At 67.4% G+C, this 17970-nt stretch carries 24 protein-coding genes and 1 pseudogene; 4 read left to right on the top strand and 21 right to left on the bottom strand.

Going from position 1 to position 17970, the window contains the following annotated elements; translation table 11 throughout:
• Window positions 1-130: 130 nt before the first annotated feature.
• From ABN273_RS16230 to ABN273_RS16215, 4 genes and pseudogenes are all read left to right on the top strand, one after another.
• A complete protein-coding gene (locus ABN273_RS16230) occupies window positions 131-505 on the top strand; it encodes a hypothetical protein (protein WP_349449658.1) in 375 nt (124 codons plus the stop codon).
• A 43-nt stretch (window positions 506-548) separates the two neighbouring features.
• Window positions 549-695, top strand: a pseudogene (locus ABN273_RS59470) (GntR family transcriptional regulator); the annotation flags it as partial.
• A gap of 165 nt (window positions 696-860) precedes the next feature.
• The gene (locus ABN273_RS16220; protein WP_349449656.1) at window positions 861-1304 is read left to right on the top strand and encodes a UTRA domain-containing protein; all 444 of its coding nucleotides are present in this window, start codon (window positions 861-863) and stop codon (window positions 1302-1304) included.
• A gap of 113 nt (window positions 1305-1417) precedes the next feature.
• Window positions 1418-1909, top strand: a complete 492-nt coding sequence (locus tag ABN273_RS16215) for a hypothetical protein (protein WP_349449655.1) — start codon at window positions 1418-1420, stop codon at window positions 1907-1909.
• Window positions 1910-1978: 69 nt separating this feature from the next.
• Here the strand turns inward: ABN273_RS16215 and ABN273_RS16210 are convergent, their stop codons facing one another.
• From ABN273_RS16210 to ABN273_RS16110, 21 genes are all read right to left on the bottom strand, one after another.
• Window positions 1979-2233, bottom strand: coding sequence for a hypothetical protein (locus tag ABN273_RS16210; protein WP_349449654.1), 255 nt, complete (start codon window positions 2231-2233; stop codon window positions 1979-1981).
• Between the two features lie 78 nt (window positions 2234-2311).
• A complete protein-coding gene (locus ABN273_RS16205; protein WP_349449653.1) occupies window positions 2312-3043 on the bottom strand; it encodes a CHAP domain-containing protein in 732 nt (243 codons plus the stop codon).
• The gene (locus ABN273_RS16200) at window positions 3024-3311 is read right to left on the bottom strand and encodes a hypothetical protein (RefSeq protein WP_349449652.1); all 288 of its coding nucleotides are present in this window, start codon (window positions 3309-3311) and stop codon (window positions 3024-3026) included. The genes ABN273_RS16205 and ABN273_RS16200 overlap by 20 nt, the downstream gene beginning before the upstream one ends.
• A gap of 5 nt (window positions 3312-3316) precedes the next feature.
• Window positions 3317-3658, bottom strand: a complete 342-nt coding sequence (locus ABN273_RS16195; protein ID WP_349449651.1) for a hypothetical protein — start codon at window positions 3656-3658, stop codon at window positions 3317-3319.
• Entirely contained in the window at window positions 3655-4056 is a 402-nt protein-coding gene (locus ABN273_RS16190; RefSeq protein WP_349449650.1) for a hypothetical protein, read from the bottom strand. The genes ABN273_RS16195 and ABN273_RS16190 overlap by 4 nt, the downstream gene beginning before the upstream one ends.
• A gap of 39 nt (window positions 4057-4095) precedes the next feature.
• Window positions 4096-4278, bottom strand: a complete 183-nt coding sequence (locus tag ABN273_RS16185) for a hypothetical protein (RefSeq protein ID WP_349449649.1) — start codon at window positions 4276-4278, stop codon at window positions 4096-4098.
• Window positions 4271-7411 (bottom strand): phage tail protein, encoded by a 3141-nt coding sequence (locus tag ABN273_RS16180; RefSeq protein WP_349449648.1) that lies wholly within the window; start codon window positions 7409-7411, stop codon window positions 4271-4273. The genes ABN273_RS16185 and ABN273_RS16180 overlap by 8 nt, the downstream gene beginning before the upstream one ends.
• 52 nt (window positions 7412-7463) lie before the next feature.
• Window positions 7464-8609, bottom strand: coding sequence for a hypothetical protein (locus ABN273_RS16175; RefSeq protein WP_349449646.1), 1146 nt, complete (start codon window positions 8607-8609; stop codon window positions 7464-7466).
• Window positions 8610-8630: 21 nt separating this feature from the next.
• Entirely contained in the window at window positions 8631-9182 is a 552-nt protein-coding gene (locus ABN273_RS16170; RefSeq protein ID WP_349449645.1) for a hypothetical protein, read from the bottom strand.
• An 18-nt stretch (window positions 9183-9200) separates the two neighbouring features.
• Window positions 9201-10082: a hypothetical protein gene (locus ABN273_RS16165; RefSeq protein ID WP_349449643.1), complete on the bottom strand. Its 882-nt coding sequence runs from the start codon at window positions 10080-10082 to the stop codon at window positions 9201-9203.
• Complete coding sequence (locus ABN273_RS16160; protein ID WP_349449642.1) at window positions 10083-12455, bottom strand: phage tail protein; 2373 nt, start codon at window positions 12453-12455, stop codon at window positions 10083-10085.
• A gap of 266 nt (window positions 12456-12721) precedes the next feature.
• The gene (locus ABN273_RS16155) at window positions 12722-13225 is read right to left on the bottom strand and encodes a DUF7426 family protein (RefSeq protein ID WP_349449640.1); all 504 of its coding nucleotides are present in this window, start codon (window positions 13223-13225) and stop codon (window positions 12722-12724) included.
• Entirely contained in the window at window positions 13225-13698 is a 474-nt protein-coding gene (locus ABN273_RS16150; RefSeq protein ID WP_349449639.1) for a phage tail tube protein, read from the bottom strand. Before ABN273_RS16150 ends, ABN273_RS16155 begins: the two co-directional genes overlap by 1 nt.
• A 76-nt stretch (window positions 13699-13774) precedes the next feature.
• Complete coding sequence (locus ABN273_RS16145) at window positions 13775-14224, bottom strand: minor capsid protein (RefSeq protein ID WP_349449638.1); 450 nt, start codon at window positions 14222-14224, stop codon at window positions 13775-13777.
• The gene (locus ABN273_RS16140) at window positions 14221-14622 is read right to left on the bottom strand and encodes a hypothetical protein (RefSeq protein ID WP_349449637.1); all 402 of its coding nucleotides are present in this window, start codon (window positions 14620-14622) and stop codon (window positions 14221-14223) included. Before ABN273_RS16140 ends, ABN273_RS16145 begins: the two co-directional genes overlap by 4 nt.
• Complete coding sequence (locus ABN273_RS16135; protein WP_349449636.1) at window positions 14622-14930, bottom strand: hypothetical protein; 309 nt, start codon at window positions 14928-14930, stop codon at window positions 14622-14624. Before ABN273_RS16135 ends, ABN273_RS16140 begins: the two co-directional genes overlap by 1 nt.
• A gap of 6 nt (window positions 14931-14936) precedes the next feature.
• Window positions 14937-15329, bottom strand: a complete 393-nt coding sequence (locus ABN273_RS16130; RefSeq protein ID WP_349449635.1) for a hypothetical protein — start codon at window positions 15327-15329, stop codon at window positions 14937-14939.
• 53 nt (window positions 15330-15382) lie between these two features.
• Window positions 15383-15724, bottom strand: a complete 342-nt coding sequence (locus tag ABN273_RS16125) for a hypothetical protein (protein ID WP_349449634.1) — start codon at window positions 15722-15724, stop codon at window positions 15383-15385.
• A complete protein-coding gene (locus ABN273_RS16120) occupies window positions 15717-16049 on the bottom strand; it encodes a hypothetical protein (protein ID WP_349449632.1) in 333 nt (110 codons plus the stop codon). The genes ABN273_RS16125 and ABN273_RS16120 overlap by 8 nt, the downstream gene beginning before the upstream one ends.
• A 5-nt stretch (window positions 16050-16054) precedes the next feature.
• On the bottom strand, window positions 16055-16999 hold the full coding sequence (locus ABN273_RS16115; protein WP_349449631.1) for a major capsid protein: 945 nt from the start codon (window positions 16997-16999) through the stop codon (window positions 16055-16057).
• 45 nt (window positions 17000-17044) lie between these two features.
• Window positions 17045-17914 carry a hypothetical protein gene (locus ABN273_RS16110; RefSeq protein WP_349449630.1) on the bottom strand — a complete coding sequence of 290 codons (870 nt, stop codon included), beginning with the start codon at window positions 17912-17914 and terminating at the stop codon, window positions 17045-17047.
• Window positions 17915-17970: the final 56 nt, after the last annotated feature.

Raw genomic sequence — 17970 nt, 5'->3', positions numbered from 1 at the left:
GACTCGCGCGCCAACCCGCGCGTGACCGCCGCTCTCGTTAGGGCTGGACACCAATGCCGCAAGCCGCAACCGCGAAAGCGGACGCAAGAGAGGGTTGCCCTACGCCGCGATCGTCCATCACCCTGTGACCATGACGGCGTGGCTGGTGTCAGAGGATGCTCTACAGATGTTCCGCATGGACGACGTCGGGTCCGTCCGCCTGGAAATCACGGATGAGCGCGGTGGCGATGATGGAGTGCACCCGACGAAGCGCCTTGCTCGGGCCGAGCGTGTACGGGTCATGGTCGGTACGCGCGCCGGCGAGGTGATGTGCGCGCTGACGTGCCCCGGCCGCGATGCGCTCAGTGCGCGACAGGAGCTGGTGGGCAAGCTGGATTCCGTGGAGCAGCAGCCCGGCGTCACGGTGTACTTTCATCCTCCGGCCGGTGCGTGGCCGAGAAAGAAGCCCGTGGAGATCTGGACGATGTCACGCACCATGCCGGAGCCCGACTTCGTGCACCGGTAGAGCAACCCACACGGAGCGCACGTTATGCGTATAACATGACCCTATGCCCGCTCCCCGCTATCAAGAAGTCGCCGACGACCTGCGAACCAAGATCCTTGACGGAACCTACAGAGTAGGCGAACCCCTCCCCAACGTCCGAGAACTGATGATGAAGTACGGTCTCGGATCCCAGAGCGTCGTCAACCGCGTATACAAGATCCTCAAGGATGAGCAACTCATCCGCCGCAACGCCGCCGTAGGCATGATCGTCCAAAACCCCCGCCCGATCGTGGTGGACCTCATCCTGCACGGTCAGCACGGCCACGGCCCCCTCCCCTGGGCCCAGTGCTGCGAACGCGCAGGCGTCGAAGGGCACATGATCACGGACAGGGTGCGACAGGAGCCCGTCACCGAAGTCAGCGCCGAGGCAGCCGAACTCCTGGACCTTTCCGATGGCGACAAGGTCATGATCCGCGCCCGGCACGCGACCATAGGCGACACCGCCGTCCGCCTCGACGAGGCCATCTATCCGCTCTCCCTCGTCCGCGGCACGCCGATCACCGAGCCGGGCCAGGTCAAGGGCGGCGTCTACAACACGCTCGCCGGCGCAAGCATGGAACCCGCCACAATCACGCGGCGCGTCATCAGCACACGACCCGCCACCGACGACGAGGCGAAGGCGATGAAGCTGGCACCCCGCGCGTACGTCCTCACCTACGACCAGGTGATCGCCGACCAGCGCGGACGTCTGGTCGAGCTGCTGAGATTCGTCGCCAACCCGGCCCGAGTCAGGTTCGTGGACGAGCAGGTACAGCTGTAGACCTTCCACTTGATCCCAATAGGACAAGCCATGAAGTGGATAGAACATGTGGCGATACTGTAGAGGCGACGTCTGACCTTCGCTGCCGACATGGCCGACCACCGGGAGACCACGTGACCTCCGACCCCTGCGGACTCTCCGATGCTCTGCGCGCACGCTTTGCCGCCTCGCCCCTGCGAATCGGCGCTGGCGACTCCACGACAGCGGAGTTCCAGGCCGGCCACGTCGTCCGTTGCCTCACCACTCTCCTGCCGAAGGAAGTGGCCATCGAGGTTGTCCTCCTTCCCCTCAGCGGCGATCCACAGGACGACGATGCCCCGGGCGGTCTCGACGACGAAAACGCCTTCTCCAGTACCGTCGATCGGGCTCTCATGGCCAAGGAGATCGACATGGGCATCCACGGACTGATGGCCGTGCCTGATGGCGTACCGCTCTCGGAAGGGACCGTGTTCGGCGCGTACCTGCTGTGGGAGGGCATATCGTGGCCAGAGCTTCCCGCCAGCGTCGTCGGCATCCAGGCCCGCACCGGCGACGCCCCGGTCATACAGCTCCTCCAGGATCTCAACCGCCACCCGGACGCGGTCGGCCGCGTACATGGAGCATGACCACTGTCCAGAAACGCGAAAGAGGCCCTGCCGTCCCGAAGGACGGCAGGGCCTCTTTGTGATCTGCGGCTACCGCTGGTCGAGCGGCAGGTCGGGCCTCGCGGTGTGCTTGGCCTTGTAACCGGACACGTACGTGATCAGGCCAGGCAGCAGTGGAATCGCCAGCGACTCCACCCAGTCGGGCAGAAACGCGATGAGGTCCAGGTCGGCGTTGACCGCCTGCAGGACGGTCAGGACCGCCAGAAGTCCAAGGTAGGAGCCCGCCGTCGCGGCGGTCACCTTCCGCTCGACCGGCTTGCCGTAGGCCACGGGCTCTCCATGCATGGTTTCCTCCAAAAGGGGTTCGACATGCGAAAGGCCCACCCGGACGGGTAGGCCACCAAGATCAGTAGGCGCGAGCGATCAGTCCACGCGCAGAAGCGCGGGCCAAGTCTTCGGGCCGCACTCGCCGTCCACCTTCAGCCCGGCCTCCGTCTGGAAGCGGCGCAGCGCCTCGTCCAGCGGCTCGCCGAACACGGTGTCGTCGATGTTGCCATTCAGGCCCATGCCGCGTGCGTGCAGCAGGTAGAACAACGTCTTGACGTCGTAGCCGCGCGAGCCGCGGCGCAGTAGGGGCAGGGTCTTCACGATCTCCTCCGTCCAGGACACCTCAGGCTTGGGTACGGGCTTGCTCGAGTAGGCCGGGTAGCCGAAGCCCGCGATCACGCTCATGGAACGTTCGCGGCGCTTGACCTGGTTGGAGGTGTTGCCCTCGATCGTCACCACCGTGCCGTTCGAGCGGACGGCCTCCACGATGCCGACGTGGTCGATCGCCGGGATCGACTTCGAGCCGGCCCAGTCGAAGAACACGATGGCGCCCTTGCGCGGGACGCGCCCCCAGCGGTCGCGGGCCTTGAACCACTGCGCGTGCCCAACCGTCCACGCCGAATCGCCCACCACCGCGGACACGCCCACCTGATCGGCCGCCCACGAGATGAACATGTCGCACCACGGCGCCAGCGCCCAATCCTCCGTCTTGCCGTGCCGCTTGCCCCACCACGCGCCGAACTTCGTCCAGCCCGACCCGCTCTCGGTGTAGCCGAGCTGCGAGCGGACGACGTCGAGCAGCGCGTCCTCAGGCTTCTTCGCCACCATCCGCCCCCTTCTCCTCGTCGTCGGGGCTCTCGTCCTCGACGGCCGACCCCGGCTCCTGCGGCAGCCACGACTGATCGGGATCCAGCTCGGTAACGTCCGCGTCCATCCACGGCCGCGGCGGCAGCTCGTCGTCAGGCATCACGTCCTCCTTGAGAGTGTTGAGGCCAAGCCAGTCCGCCACGGTGAGCTTCAAGTCCGCGTTGGACAGGCGCATAGGGAGCACAGCGGGCACGACAAACACGCCGTCCTCGATGGGAAACACGGTCAACGGGGTCAGCCTCGGGTCAGGCTGATCAGCGCGATGACGGCGCTGGCCACGGTCACAAGCACGCCGACGACGGCGATGATCTGCTTGGTCCGGTCGGTAAGTTGCGTGCGCGTCACCGCCTCACGCTCGACGGCGTCAAGACGCGCCTCCAGCGCTGCATGCCGGATGTCGGCCGCCGCCCGGTCCTGCTCGACCCGCTGCACCAGCTCGGCATGCCGGTCGTCGGCCTGTTCCAGGCGCTGCAAGATGAGCTGCGTCAGGCCGTTGTTCTTCTCGAACCCGACCTCGACCAGGCGCCGCAGCTCCGACAAGGCGAGTGCCAGGTTCGGCACCTCCTCACTGGTCACAGCGGCACCGACTCGGCGCCCAGGTCGTAGGTGATCTCCCAGTCGTCGTACTTGCGTACCACCACGGTCCGCCCTCGGGTGGTGAGCCCATGGGCGAACTCCACGGCCGACACTGGCTCCGTCTTGTAACCGGTGAGCCCGGTCGGCCGGTCCACGACGGCGTACAGCACCCACGCCGGCGCCGGGCCGGAGGTGTCGCGCACACACACCAGCCACGTCCGGTCGCTGCGGATCACCGTCTGGCCGCCCGCGTAGATGCCGCGCACCCCGGCGTGGCCGTACTTGTAGAACAGCGTTGCCGCCGCATCGACCTTCGCCACGTCCGGGCCCGGCCCGCCCTGCGGGTCGTCACCGATCGGCAGCTCCATGTCGGTGTCGGGCGGGATGTAAAGCAGCATCAGGTGTCTCCCATCAGGGGCGATCAAGACAAGTGGAGGTCACGCGTCAGCGGATGGCTGCTCGCGGTCGGCGAGCCGGGCGCGGAGCTGATCCCGCTCCGCGATGGCCTGCTCTGCGACGGCCCGCCACTGAGCGGCCTCGTCCAGCGCGGTGTTCCGTTGGGCGGTGACAGCCTGGGCAAATCCGTCCAGGGGAACGGGGAGAGACTGCTGGTTATCCATGAGATTCCTTGATCGTGTAGTAGCGGTACGGCCCGTCGCCATGCACGTCGACTTGCTCACGGCGTGGCTCGACCATCAACGGCGGAATGTCCGCCCGTACGGCCTTGACCAGCCAAGACACCTCAGTGCCGGGCGGGCCATCGAGAGTGAAGCACCCACCGGCAGGACGGCTGGCCGTGATCAGCCCACCGCCAGTCAGCGGCGTGACCAGGACGACCCTGTCCCGCTTCGCAGTGAGCGCCTCGAAGTAGCCAGGCAGCTCCACAACGGCCTTGCCATGCTCGTCCAGAACGGCTTCGCCCCAGTATTCGACCCCGTTGTGCGGGCTCTCCGTCGTGGCGTGGACGAGGTAGGAGTCATCCCGCATGGGGTGATCGATGATGAACGTCTTGGAGTTGCCGTTCACCAAGAGGGAGCCTTCGACCCGGACCGGGTTGCCGAACAGCCAGATCGTTCCGTTGCTGGTGTTGATCGAGATGTTGGTACCCGACAGGGTGGCTTGGCCATCCCAGTTGAGCAAGAGCGTTGAGCCGTGTGGGGTGACTAGATTGATGTGGTTTTGAGTACCGGACACGTAGGTAGCAGCGCCTGCGTCGTCCGTGTGCCAGAGCAGAAACTCTGACTCGGAGATATCGAGACGAGACTTGCTCAGCCATTGGGTGGACGAATGGAGCTGCAGGGTGGTCCGTTCGCCTCGGGGCGGGACAACGATCCGGCAGTAAGATGAGCCGTTGTCGTCGTAGAAGCGGATCTCCGGATCGGAGGCCCCGTCCGGGGAGACGACGATTCGACGCCCAGAAGGCCCTGAACTCAGTTGGCCGATGAGTGTGGCCGTCCCCGTCGCGGACGAGATATCCACGGTCTGCTGACCAGATGCGTTGAACGCCTTCAGCCCGGTGTTGTCGAGCTGAACACGAGGGCCTGACGCTGCGGTGCGTAGTGTGAACGTTCCCGTGTTGGTCAGGCTGATCGTCTCCGTGCCTGAGGCGTTGAATCCGCGTAGCCCTGTTGAGTTGAGCTCCACACGGGCGCCGCTGGCATTGCCCGCGATGACACGTGTGGACAGGGTCAGGATCGCTTGGAGCTTGCCCGCAGTGACCGAGCCGGCCGCGAGCTGGTCCGCCGTGACGGCGTTGGCGCGCAGGTGGGGCGTGTCGATCGCGAGGGCCTGTACCAGGGCACCGGTGATCGTGTTGGCGATCACGGCGTCGGCGGCGTTCACCGTCCCGTTGACGATGTTCGCGCCCGAGATGACTTTTCCGATGAGGTCGGTGTCCACGAGCGGCTGCGTGGAGACGGTGACGTGCCCCGACTGACCCGAGTTGTTGCCGCTGCGGTCCACGGCGGTCAGCCAGATTTCGCGGTCCACGCCGTACGGCTGGCCGCCGACGACGACCGTCTCCATCACGCGCATGGAGTCCACGACACGGGCACTTCCAGCCGCGAGCGGGTCCGCCATCCACACCTGAACACGGTCGAGGTCTGACGGCATATCCTCCCCGGCCGCGCCGAGGCCGTCCCACGCGACGTGGATCATGCCGAGCCGCGTGGTCACGGTCGGCGTAGACGGCGCAGGGGGTGGGGTGGTGTCGTCCGGGATGAGCACGATGATCTCGGCCGAGAACGCGCCCTTCCTCCCGTCGCTGACAGCGCGAACCTTGAAGGCGTGCTCGACATTGACCCGCAGAGGCGAGTACGACGCCGTGGTGGTCCCGCCATCGACAGTGGAAACCTGATGCCAGATGCCGCCCGGTGTGTTCTCCCTCGCGTACACCTCGTACGCATCGACCTCAATCGCGACCCCCGCGGGGTCGGCGACCACCGGCGACCAGGTCTCGGTGATCTGGCCCTGCGCGGTGCCCGACGCGTCGATGTACGCTGCCACGTCCACGACCAGGCCCTGCGGGGCGGCCGGTGCTCGGCCGCCAGGCTCCGGCGCGGGCGTGCCGCCGGTTCCTCCGGAGCCGACGCCGCCAGCCAGAATCCCGGCCGCCTGCCGCGCCAACTTGATCTCGCGTTCGATGAATCTGTCGTTGAGCACCAAGTTGCCAGACAGCGCCCCGCCTCCATCGACGGACAGCGTGATCTGCCGCACACGCAAAGCCTGCATCTGCCCGCCGTCGCCCGGCGCCTTGATGAAGTCGCCCGGCCGGTAGTGCGCAAACGGCAGGAACCGGGCAGCCTCGACGCGAATTCCTCGTGTGAGCTGCGCACGCTCCCGGGAAGCGCGCTCGAGCGCGTTCTGTCCGAGGAGGATCGCCGTGCCCCGATCGCTGACGCCGCCCTGCGACTGGGTGGTCTCCCACCGGCCCCACGGCGAGACCGCCGAGGGGTTGGTGACCTCGACGGCTAGGCCCTTCTCTCCCCTGACGAGGATCGCTGTGGCGAGGTCCTCCAGCGTGGCGCTGTCGGGCGCCTCGTCGATGTCGCGGCCAAGCCTCAGCTCGACAGGGCTGCCCCCGGTGCCGAGCTGGCGGCCAAGGGTGCTGCCCTCGCGATAGACGCGCAGGGTCCGGCCGGACATCGTCCAGTCGAGCACACCCTGCTCGCTGAGGTTGATGAGGAGGGTCATCAGATCGATGCCGGGCTCCAGCTCCACCGTGAGCAGCCTGGTCGTGTCCCAAGCCAGCCCGGCGCTGTCATGAGTGGAGGTGAAGTCGATGACCAGGCCGGGCAGCGCGCCGCGGGCCTTCCCCTCCTGCACGATGGTGCGGAGCAGCGCACCCGGCGTAACCGCCGAGAACTGGCGCTTGCCCTCGACCATGACGCCGCCCGCGTACATGACCAGCTTGCGGAGCTGCCATGACCAGGCCGGACAGTCGTACGTGCGTGTCCCGCCCTGGTCGGTCGCGTCTGCACCCCTCTTGATCCGCAGGAACCGGCAGCCATCCGGCTCCTGCCACTGGCCGCCGTCGATGGCGTACTCGACCGCGATCTCCACCGGCGCGGCCAGCCACTCCGCGCCGACGCCGGCCGCTGGATAGGAGAGCTTGAGCGATGGCACGTCGTTGAGCGGCGCCCCGACCTCGAACCCGAAGTGGTGCGGCAGCGTGCCGAGCCGGGGCCCGTTCGGGTTGTAGGCCACGAGCCGCAGCGCATACCGCTCGGCCTGGCCAGGGACGATAACCTGCACAGATCCCCCGATGTGTCGTTGCGTCTGTGGGCGTGATGAAGCGCGAGGGCGGTCAGGGTCGGGCGGCGAGCGCGGCGAGCAGCCGCGTCATCCGCAGGTCCTGGTCCTCGAACCTGTCGGAAAGGACGAGGTTCCCAGAGACAACGCCGCGCATGGTCCGGGTCAATGTGACCTGTCGGATGCGCAGCGGCTGAAGCACGCCGTCGTTGCCGGGAGCCAGGATCAGGTCCCCCGGACGGTAATCCCGCAGCGGCAGCCACCGCGCCTCGTACATGGTGATCTCGCGAGTGCGCTGCACCCGCTCGGCGATGGCTGTCACCAGCGCGGCCGTGCCGGCCGTATGCGCCGCGGTGGTGTCCGTGATACCTGGCTGTCGCATGCCGATCTCCCACCGTCCCCACGGCAGCGAAGGCGAGACGCTGACGACCTCCTGGCGGACGTCGTTGTCGCCGACCACATACGCAGCCGACGCCAGGTCCTGTAGCGTGCCGACATCCGGCGCGGCTGTGATGTCGCGGCCGGCGCGCAGAATGACCGGGGAGGCGCCCGTGGTCAGGTCGCGCAGAGCGCCAGTGTTCGGCTTCCACGCCGAGAGCTGCCGGGCGCCGCTGAGCCGGAAGTCGAGCAGCCCGTACTCGACGAGCCGCAGCAGCACCGACAGCAGATCGGTACCCAGCGGGATGCCCATGCCCATGAACGGGGACCAGGAGGCGGAGGCCGTGTCGATGCTGCCGGTGAACGTCCACGTGAAACTGCTGAGAGCGCCGCGGGCCTGCGCCTCGGTCATCAGCGTGTGCAAGATGAAGCCGCCCGAGGCCGACGAGCTGAAGACTCTCTGCCCGTTTGTCGGCGGGATCGACGCGTGCGCGAAGGTGACCGCCTTTCGCAGGGTCCACAGGTAGCTGGGGCAGTCGAACTGCCATACCGACTGCTGGTCTATCTGATCGCCTGCGCGGTGAATCAGCAGGAACCGCCCCTCGGGGTACTCCGTCCAGGAGTTGCCGTCCGCTGACCACTGCACACCGATCTCGCATGGCGTGGCGATCAGATCGGCGCCGACCGCCCGCTTGCTGTAGGAGAACTTCAGTGCGGGCAGGTCGTTCAGCGGGAACGCCACCTCGATCTGGAGCGGATGCGGCAGGAGGCCGCGCCTGCTGCCGTTAGGGTCGTAGGCAACGAGGCGGAGGTCAAAAGGCATCGCCCCTCCTCCAGCCGTTGACTACGCGAGCGCGACCAGCGGGATTCTCGGCTCCATCTGCCATCCGACACGGTCGTCGAACCGCGCAGGCGGCCGGTCGTAGGTGCTGGTGCTGTAGCACAGGCCGTCCAGGAATCGCTGGGTGCCCACGGTATTGGCCACGGCGAGGCTGGCCGTGGTGGTCGTGATCGCGAGCATGGCCCACACGTGCCGTGCGATGTCGCTCGCTGGGATCGTCGGGGTGATCGGACGCTCGTGCTTGGAAGCGCGGGCCGTGAACTGGTTGCGCGCCGCCGTGGCGATCGGCAGCAGGCTCAGGCCGTCGTACAAGGTGGCGGACCAGAGGCCCTCCGGCGAAGTCGAGTCCATCAGCGCACCGATCACGATCTTCGTGATCGGAGTATCGGGTGGGATGGTGAGCCGGACCGCGAAGAGCTTCGGGATCGACGCGGGGTCGATCGAGCTGTTGACCGCCCACACGGGTACGGACTGGGCTGCGCCCATCTGGCCGATGGACCAGAATTCGGGGTGCTGATGCGGAGGTACGGGCTCGGTGAGCGACTGGTCTGTCATCGGGTTCCCCTTTCGGATTTAGAGATAGGCGCGGCGGGCCCGGACTTCGAGCTTTGACGCTGCAGTGGTGCCGGTCGCAGTGCACGAAATCAGCACCGCGCGGGAGAACGGATCGCCCACGGCCATCGCCGACGTCAAATGGATCCACCTCGATGCCGATCCCGGCCCGAACACACTGATCACGCCAGTCTTGTCTGTGCCCGTGGCCAGGTCCCACGTGTCCGTGGTGACCACCGCGGCGCGCATCGCCGCGGCGTCGATCAGCAGGCGCTCCGACGCGGTGATTGCGTTGCTGCCGGAGGTGAGCAGGCCGACTGCACCCTGCGTGGCTACGTCTGTGATCGCGATGTTCGTCGCTGGCCCGGTGACGCGCAGCAGCGCATCCGTGATCGGAGCTGTCGAGCCTGCGAGGGTGGCCACCGCCTGGTTGGAGGCGTTCGCGTTCCCCGCCCAGGTGGTGACTGCCTCGTCTCGCCAGTACACGCCCGGCACCTCGACCACCACCGTCAGCCGGGCGCGGGCGGCACCGGTGTTGACCTCCGGCTCGGACGCAGCCGTGATCGTCACGTCGGCGACGCGCACGATCGAGCCCGCCTGGTAGCGCAAGCTCATGAGCCGGTTGCGGACCCCGAGGAGCGCCGTCAACGCCTCCAGGTTGGTTTCCAACTGCTGGAAGCCCCCGTCCGCGCCGGCCGGGGTCGCGCCCGTCACCACGAACGTCAGCGAGAACGACGTCGCCTCGTGGTCGAGACCGACGATCGGGAGCTCACCGGCGCGGCCCGTGACCGAGACGCGCACAGCGCGAGCGCCCGGCAGCGGGCGCCGCTGCGTGCCCCGCTTGAGCTTCCAGCAGCCCGCGGGGTGATCCAGCGCAACCCCGTCCAGCGAGTACGACGGCATCTAGATCACCCCCAGTGCGCCCGCGAGCTGGAGCCCACGGTTGACGCTCGTGCTGGTCGGTTCGGCTTGCGGGTAGTAGTTCGTCTGATGGATCACGGTCCGACCGCTGGCCAGGCCGCCACCCGCGGGCCCGTTCGGGACGTCGATCCCCGGCGACAGGGTCGGCATCGCGGTTGAGGCCGCCATCGCGGCGACCTTCCGCAGCGACGACGTGACCAGGCCCGCGCCTTGGGTGATGCCCTTGGCCATGCCAGCGGGGATCATGCTGCCCACCCACGCGAACACGCGGGATGGGGAGTGGATGCCGAGGGCGTTCTTCGCGCTTTCGACGATGTTGCGGAAGAAGCCGGAGATCTTGTTGTAGAGATCTCCGGCCAGGGATTGGAGCTTGCCCCAGAATCCGGACACCACGTCCTGCGCGATGCCCGCCATGGTTGAGCCGATCCCCGACACGGCGGACTTGATCCGGCCCGGCAGGTCGCGAAACCAACCGACCAAGGTCGTGCCGATCCACCTGCCGATCGCCTCGACCATGTCCGGGATGATCGAATGCCCGACGAGGATGTCGTACATCCACTGGAAGATCGCGACTCCCTTTTCGATCAGCGGCTTGATCTGGGTGACGATCTGGGCCACCTTGACGCCGAGCTGCGCGAACCCGACTCCGATCTTGGTCAGCCATGGCAGGATCGGGATCAGGGCAGGGAGCACCTGCTGAATGACCATGACTGCCAAATCGGTCAAAATCGGAAGAACGGGCAGCATCGCCCGAGCCAGTTCGACAAAGGCAGGAACCAGCCCATTTAGCAGCGAAGGGATCAGCTGAAGGAACGGCGGAAGGACCTGCTGCACGACCGCGGCCGCGATCTGCCCGAAGGCGGCATAAACGGGCTGCATCAGCGGTCCGAGCTGGGACAAAGCGCCCGAAACGGCCACAAGGGCGGGTTGCAGGGCATCTGCCAGCGCCATGATCACTGGCCCGAGCACGGCCGAAAGATTCTGCAGGGCGATCCCCAGGACCTGACCCACGATGCCCGCGAGCTGCGCCACAACCGGCAGCAGAGGCGCCACCGCGGCGAGCGCCGCCGACAGTCCTTGACCGAGCGCGAGCAGTCCGGCCTGCAGCTCAGGCGAGGCGAAGGCCTTCGCGAGCATCTCCGCGACCACGGTCAGTCCAGGTCCGAGCGCCGCCAGGGCCGGTCCCAGGGCCGAAACGGCGGCTGCTAGCCCCGGTCCCAGGGCTACCGCGATGTTGGCGATGTGGGGCGCGATCTGCGCGACCGCGCCGCCCAGTGCCACGAAGATCGGCATCAGGGCGGACCCGACCTGGTTCAGACTCTGGAAGATCGTGACCAGGATCTGTTGGCCCTGCGCCGAGTTCAGGAATTCGTTGATCTTGGACAGCAGCTGACCCACGACGCCGAGCGCGTTGCTTCCGCCGGTCTGCATCGCGGCGAAAACAGCCTTCACAATGCCGATCACGTTGGTCAGGACCCCGCCGAGCTGCCGAAACACCTCCAGAGCGCCGTTCATCCAGCCCAGCGCACGCCCCGACTCGGCCGCGCTCGACAGGAACTCACCGAACCGCTGGGCAGCGGACGCGATCCCCGGCACCAGCCCGGACGACCACTGCGCTCCAACCACGGCCAAATCACGGAACCCTGCCAGCACGGGCTGGATCGCAGGCTGAATCGCCGCGACGGCCGACCGCAGCGCCCCGAAGACCGACGACAGGGCGGACGCCGACGCCGACGAGGAGGCGAACCGCGCCACCTCAGCGCCAGCAAGACCGAACTCCCGCGCAACGCCCTGCATACCGGACCGGAGAGGCCCGATCAGCGCGTCAGCGACCGCCCGGATGTGGCCGGCCAGCGGCTGGAAGAAGGCGTCCTGCACCGACGACTTCAGCCCATCGATCGCTGGCTTGACCGAGCGCAGTTCCCACGCGACCGCCCTCGCGGCCGGGGACAGCTTGACCAGGGAATCCTGGAAGTCCACGACGTTGTTGCTGAGAGCGAGGCCGAAGGCTTCACCCACCCCCGATAGGGCAACCTTGAGCGTGGCCATCCCGGCCGCGCCGAGCGCCAGCGCTCCAGGCAGAGCAGCCACGATCCCGGCCGCGGGGGCGAGCGCCGCCGCCAACGCGACACCGCCCTGAGCGGCCGACGCGAGCCCAGCCGCGGCGACCGACCCGGCCAGCGCCATCGCGGTCAGACGGCCGCTCATCGCGGCCGCGTTCGACGCGACCGATCCCAGGCTGGTGTGGGACTTCTTGGCCGCCTCGTCGAGATCGTTGTTGAACTGCTTGATGTCCGGTCGCGACCGGTTCTTGACGCTGATGGTGGCGAAGAGTTCGCCCACGTTGAGGCCCATGAGCCACCTCTCGGGGTCGCGATCGCAAGGGAAGCGAGGGGAAAGGCGGCAACACACCAGCGCTGGCGCTGGCGCTCAACGCCGTTTGCGGCGGGCTGTGCTGTCATCTCCCGGGTCGAGCGCCCAAGCGATCCGCGTGTCAGCGGTCAGCAGGCCCGCGATGCGGGCCCGCAACCATCGCCACGGCCGGGCACGCATCAGGCCGGGTTCGTCGAGGTCGATCCCGAACTCGCTGTGGAGATCAGCCTCGACGAGCGCCCACCTGGTCAGGAGGTCGTGCCACGTGACCCGGCTGCCTTGCCCTGAGAGGCCGTCTTCCGGGTCGTAGTAGTCGCGGAGCCCCGAGATCGGGTCGATTTCGCCGCCGAGGCTTCCGTCCGAGTCGGGGCTTTCGCTTCCCCCGCTGGGCCGGACTCCCAATGCTTGCCCGCAGCCTCCAGGCCGGCCGCGACCCAGATCAGCGCCGTCTGCCCGATGTGCTGAATCTTCGGCCACACCACCTGGTCGGCGAGCAACTCGTCCCAGGCCGGGCCAAGGATGCGCTGGTAGAGGTCCTTCTCCTGGTCGTCGTCGAGGACGGTTTCGGCGAGCTGGTTCAGGCCGTCCTCGTCCACGTCCTGCCCCGCCTGAACGGCCATGCTGGCGTGCATGAGCCGCTGACACAGCAGGCCCACCTCAGCGGACGGCGGCGGGATGACGTACGTCTTCCCGCCGACCGGCAGCTTCAGCGTCGGGTCGAAGAACTCGTCGAGGTCCTTAAAACCCGCCATCAGGGGGTCACCAGCGGGTTGGTGATCTCGGTGGGAGCGCCCTGGCCCAACAGGGTGAAGCTGAAGGGTTCCAGGTCGGTGGTCTCGCCGCCCTCGGTGTAGTCGGTCACCGTGCAAACGCCTTGGTAGGCGTCGGGTGCGCCATCACGCCTGTACCAGCGGACTTTGATGTTGGCCTTGAAGCCGACGATCTGCCCGGCCTTGCGGATCTTCTCCTGGCCCGGGTCCGGAGCAAACACCGGGTCGTCGGTCCGCTTGCGGCGACCCTCGACATCGATCTGCCACGTCCGCCCGGTGACGACGGAGCTGCCGTAGCCCTCCTCGTCGTCGAAGTCGCCGTCTTCCTCGGTGTTGTCGTCGGAGTTCCGCTCGAACTTGGTCAGGCCCTTGACCGGGGTCCAGATCGGGTCGGCTGCGCCCGGCGCGGATGTATCCACATCCAGCCGCCAGTCACGCGCAAGAAGGCTCCGCATGATGTCTCCTTCGGGTGCATGCGAAAGCGCCGCCCTGCATCAGCGGGACGGCGCGGAAGGAAAAGGGAGGACAGAGCTAGTCGCGGTACGGCGTCGGCCAGACCACCATCAGCTCATACGAGTCCGGCCGCTCCCACCGGCCGGACGAGTCACGGGCCAGCGCCGCCACGATCGTCCGCCGGACCAGCAGCACGACCACGCCCGTGGAAAGGGTGAGATTCGACCGGCCGTGCAGAGCCGCGAACACCTGGTCGGCGTAGTCGCCGACGATGCGCGGATCCGACGCCGTCCGCATCCGCGCCTGCACCAGCACCGTCGAATCCGACTGGTCGACGTCATCGCCGCCCGTGCCCGTGCCGTAGATGGCCAGCGAGATCGCCTCGTCCGGCTTACTCGGCAGGCCGCCGAGCGTGATCGCCCGCTGCCGAGCGGTGTACGCGCCCACCGGATCCCAATGGCCCACGCCGGCCTCAGCCAGAAGAACCGCCAGGCCGGTCAGCAGGTCACGGGAGAAGGTCCCGCTCATCCGCGCAACGCCCTCTCGATCTGGGTGCCGATGATGGCGCGCACGGTTTCCGCCTCGGCATAGAGCGTCTTCTCCAGCCACTTGGGCTCACCCTGGATCGGGTGCTCCCACGTGATCTCTTCGTGCTGGCGGGCCGCGTACACGATGTCGTAGCCCAGGGCGGCCTTCAGCTTGCCCTCATCCACGGCGATCGAGCCCGGCCGCTCGCGAGGATCACCTGACCTCTGCAGATCGCCCGTACGCCATGGCGTACGGGGAGCCGCCTCGGTCAGCACGTGCTCCGACGCCAGATACACGCCACGCGCGGCCGCCTCGTTCAGCTCGTGCTCGATGATGTCAGGCCCGAGATGGAGATCGAGCCGCACATCGACCTTGATGCGCACGTTCGCCTTGCCCATCAGCGGCACACCACCTCTACGTGATCAGGAGTGGGCAGCCCGCCACCGTCCCGCGCGTACGACGCGATGACCGTGGTTACTCTGCCGTTGACGGTGACTCGGCTGCCTTCGGGGCAGCGGGTGCCGGGCGGAAAGAAGATCGTCGTGTCGCTGACGGTCTCGGCGCCTTGAGCGTCCCGGACGAGACGCCGCTCATCATCGACAAGGCACTTCGCTGTCACTGCGGCGCCGAAGATCGGCCCGTACGCGCCATCGCCGAGAAACGGCTCGATCAGGGCCTCATGCCGGAGCAGCCAGTCAGGAAGCATCAAGCATCACCAGGCCGTCGTGTCGAACGCGTACCCCGGCAGCAACCCTGCGGTATGCAGGATGCGGGACGCGTCCGGCGCGTGCCGGGCCGGACCCGCCTCACCGCCACCGGCCCGCCCCAGCCGCACAGAACCGATCTGGATGTCCTTGAATGCGCTGGCCACGCCGTACGGGTCGCCGGTCGCGATCATCCATGCAGCCTGCGCGCACGTCGCACGCATGATCGCGTCCCGCTCCTTCGGGTCGGTCGGCATCTCCTGCTCGTCGGTGGCGTACACCGCGCCGATCAGCAGCTCGTCGATCCGCTCACTGGCGCGGGCCAGCGACGCCTCGATCCCGTCCGGGGCAGTCTTGGCGGTGTAGGCCGCGTAGTCGTCGGCCGTTGCGTACACCACCACCACGAGCCTCCTCTCCACATATGAGAAGCGTCAGCGGAACCGCTGACGCTGTATTAGGCGGGCAGCTCGTACACCGACACCTGGACGCCGGCCGGGTCGTCGTAGTTGATCCACACGGTGTCGTCGCCCTGCCGGTAGATCGGCGTGAACGGCGGCACGAGAACGTCCGCGCCCGCCACGAGCACGTACGGCACGTCCCCCAGAGGCTGACCCTCCACCTGGCCAGGAATGACCACGGTCACCGTGCGCGGCCCAGTCGAGGTGTTCTTGATGCGGAGCTGCCGCTTGGCCGAGTAACCGAACGCATGCCCGTCCACCACGGCGGGCGTGAGCGCCCCAGCGAGGTTCACGCCGGCCCGGGTCATCTTCGTGACAGCGAGGTTTGCCCTAGCCATCGCTCTCCTCCTCCTGGCCGAACTCCTCGACGAGGGCGGCCTTGCTCAGCGCCTTGGCGTCCTTCTCCGGCATGCCGCGCATGACTGCGTACGCCACCCACACGGCCTTGTTCGCGCCCTCGGGCGGAGGACCAGGGGGAAGGACAGGGGCCGGGCCGGCCGGAGCCTGCGCGGTGGCAAGCTCCGGACCGGTCGGTATGGGCGGAGCGGCCGGGGCGTCGGGCTGGGACAGGATCTCCCAGTTCGGCCAGCAGTCCAGGATCGGGTCCCGCTCCGCCAGCGTCACCGTCTGCCCGGTGTTCCGGTTGTGGTACACCCAGCTCATGCCGCCTACGCCTTGGTCTTCGTCTTGCCGGTCGTGATGACCACGGCGCGGTCGGCGTCGAGCGTCTTCACGCCGTAGAGCGTGTCGATCGAGACGATGTCCTGCTTGGCCTTGATGTCGTAGTCCATGACCACCCTCAGCCCAAAGCCGCGGTAGGACTCAACGTGCGCATTCGCGGCACCCTGCGGAAGCACCAATGGGCGCGTCACCAGGGCAAACGCCGTCCGGTGGAACGCGACACCGATCTCGTGATCCGGAAGCGTCGCGCCGACCGGGTCAGTCGCTTTGAACTCCGGCTGGCGAATGTTTTGAGTCTGGTAGCTGTCGAATCCGAAGACGCGGCGACCCAGGTTGGCTTCGCGGAGACCCTCGGTGTCGCCACGGGTGTCCGCCTGGTGGAACAGCGGGTCAGCCAGCCACAGCGCTTCCTGCTCCGGGCCGACCACGATATACCTGTCGGTGGAGGGCACGTTGCGCTGGTTGAGGACCCTTCGCGCGGCGATGGCCACACGCGGGTTGGCGTACTTGAACGCGGCGGTCGTTTCGCTGTCAAGACCAACCTTCTGCACGACGTCGGCCCTCAGCGACAGGATGTCCCGGTCGATCTTCTGCGCGATCGCCTCACACGCGGGCGCAAGAAGCTGCTGATTGAAGTCGACAATGTCCAACGTCAACTCCTCGCTGGTCACAGCGAAGGAGACGTCGGCGAACCGGTCCAGCGTGATCGGGATCGAACCTTCGGTAGCGTTCTGGATCTCGATCCCGGTCGCCCTATTGAAGTTCTTCGCCTCGAATTTGGCGGGCTTGCGGATCGTGATCGTGTCACCGATGCGCGACACGAACTCCTCTTCGTAGTCCCTGTAAACGAGTTGGCTCATGACGGTGGTCTCGTACAGGTTGGCGAGCGCCTGCCGCGCGATCACGGACGGCGTCAGAAAGTTGTTAGCCATCGGGCCTTATCTCCAGAGATAAAGCGTCAGCGGTAACGCTGACGACTACGTCGACGACTTCTTCGCCTGCCGCTGCTTGCGGAAGTCGTCGATGGACGGCTCGGAACCGGTGACGCGTCCGCCAGGCCCGCCGGCGAACTCACCCCCCGAGCGAGAGGGCGGCCCCGCCAGGGAGCCAGCCTTGAACTTCGGGTTCTCCGTGACCGCGAGTTCGATCACTTCGCCGAGCTTGGCGGCGAAGTCCTGCGCGTCGATGTCGAGGTCACGGGCCTTCTTCAGGAACGATCGCGAGTCGAGCAGGGCGTCGGGGTCGGCGCCGAGCTTCAGGCCCTGCCGGTGCACGGCCAGCTCCATCAGCGCGCGGCGGTGCCTCTCCTTCTCCTCGTCCCGCTCCTTCGCGGTCGTGTCCCGCTCACCGGTGAGCTGTTCGATGATCTGCTCCGGGGTGAGCTGCTGCTGCTCCTCGCTGACCAGGCCGAGCGCCTTGCCGATCTGCTTGGCCAGGTCGGACTGGACCTGCGCAGTGAGCTCCTCGGCGGACGGTCCCTGAGACCGCTTGTTCTCCTCCAGCGCCTCCTGAACCTTGCGCAGCTCGGCGCGGTAGTCGCCCGCCTCCTTGCGCAGGTCGCGGAACAGCTTCTGGCCCCACTCCGGGAGCTGGTCCACGCGGAGCGCGTCCGGGTTGACCTGCTCGTCCTTCTGCCGAAGGTTGGTGAGCGGGTCCGGCGCGGGCGGAGCCTCCTGGGCGGGCGGCGTGACCCCGGCCTCAGGAGCACCGCTCTGCGGATTGCCCTGCTGCTGGCCTTCGCCTTCGCCTTCCGGAGCACCTCCGGCGATCAGCCTGATCGGCTGGCCGGACTTGCGGTAGCCGATGATCGCGCCAGGCGTCTTCGGCAGCATGTGATCCTCGAACATTGGCCCTCCCGGAGCCGGACATGGAAAAGGCCCGCGCCAAGCGGGCCTACAGAACG

The organism is Nonomuraea sp. B19D2, assembly GCF_040137845.1.
In the GTDB taxonomy this organism is placed as follows: domain Bacteria; phylum Actinomycetota; class Actinomycetes; order Streptosporangiales; family Streptosporangiaceae; genus Nonomuraea.
Note: the sequence above shows the minus strand (reverse complement) of the source record. Positions and strands in the feature narration are given on the sequence as shown.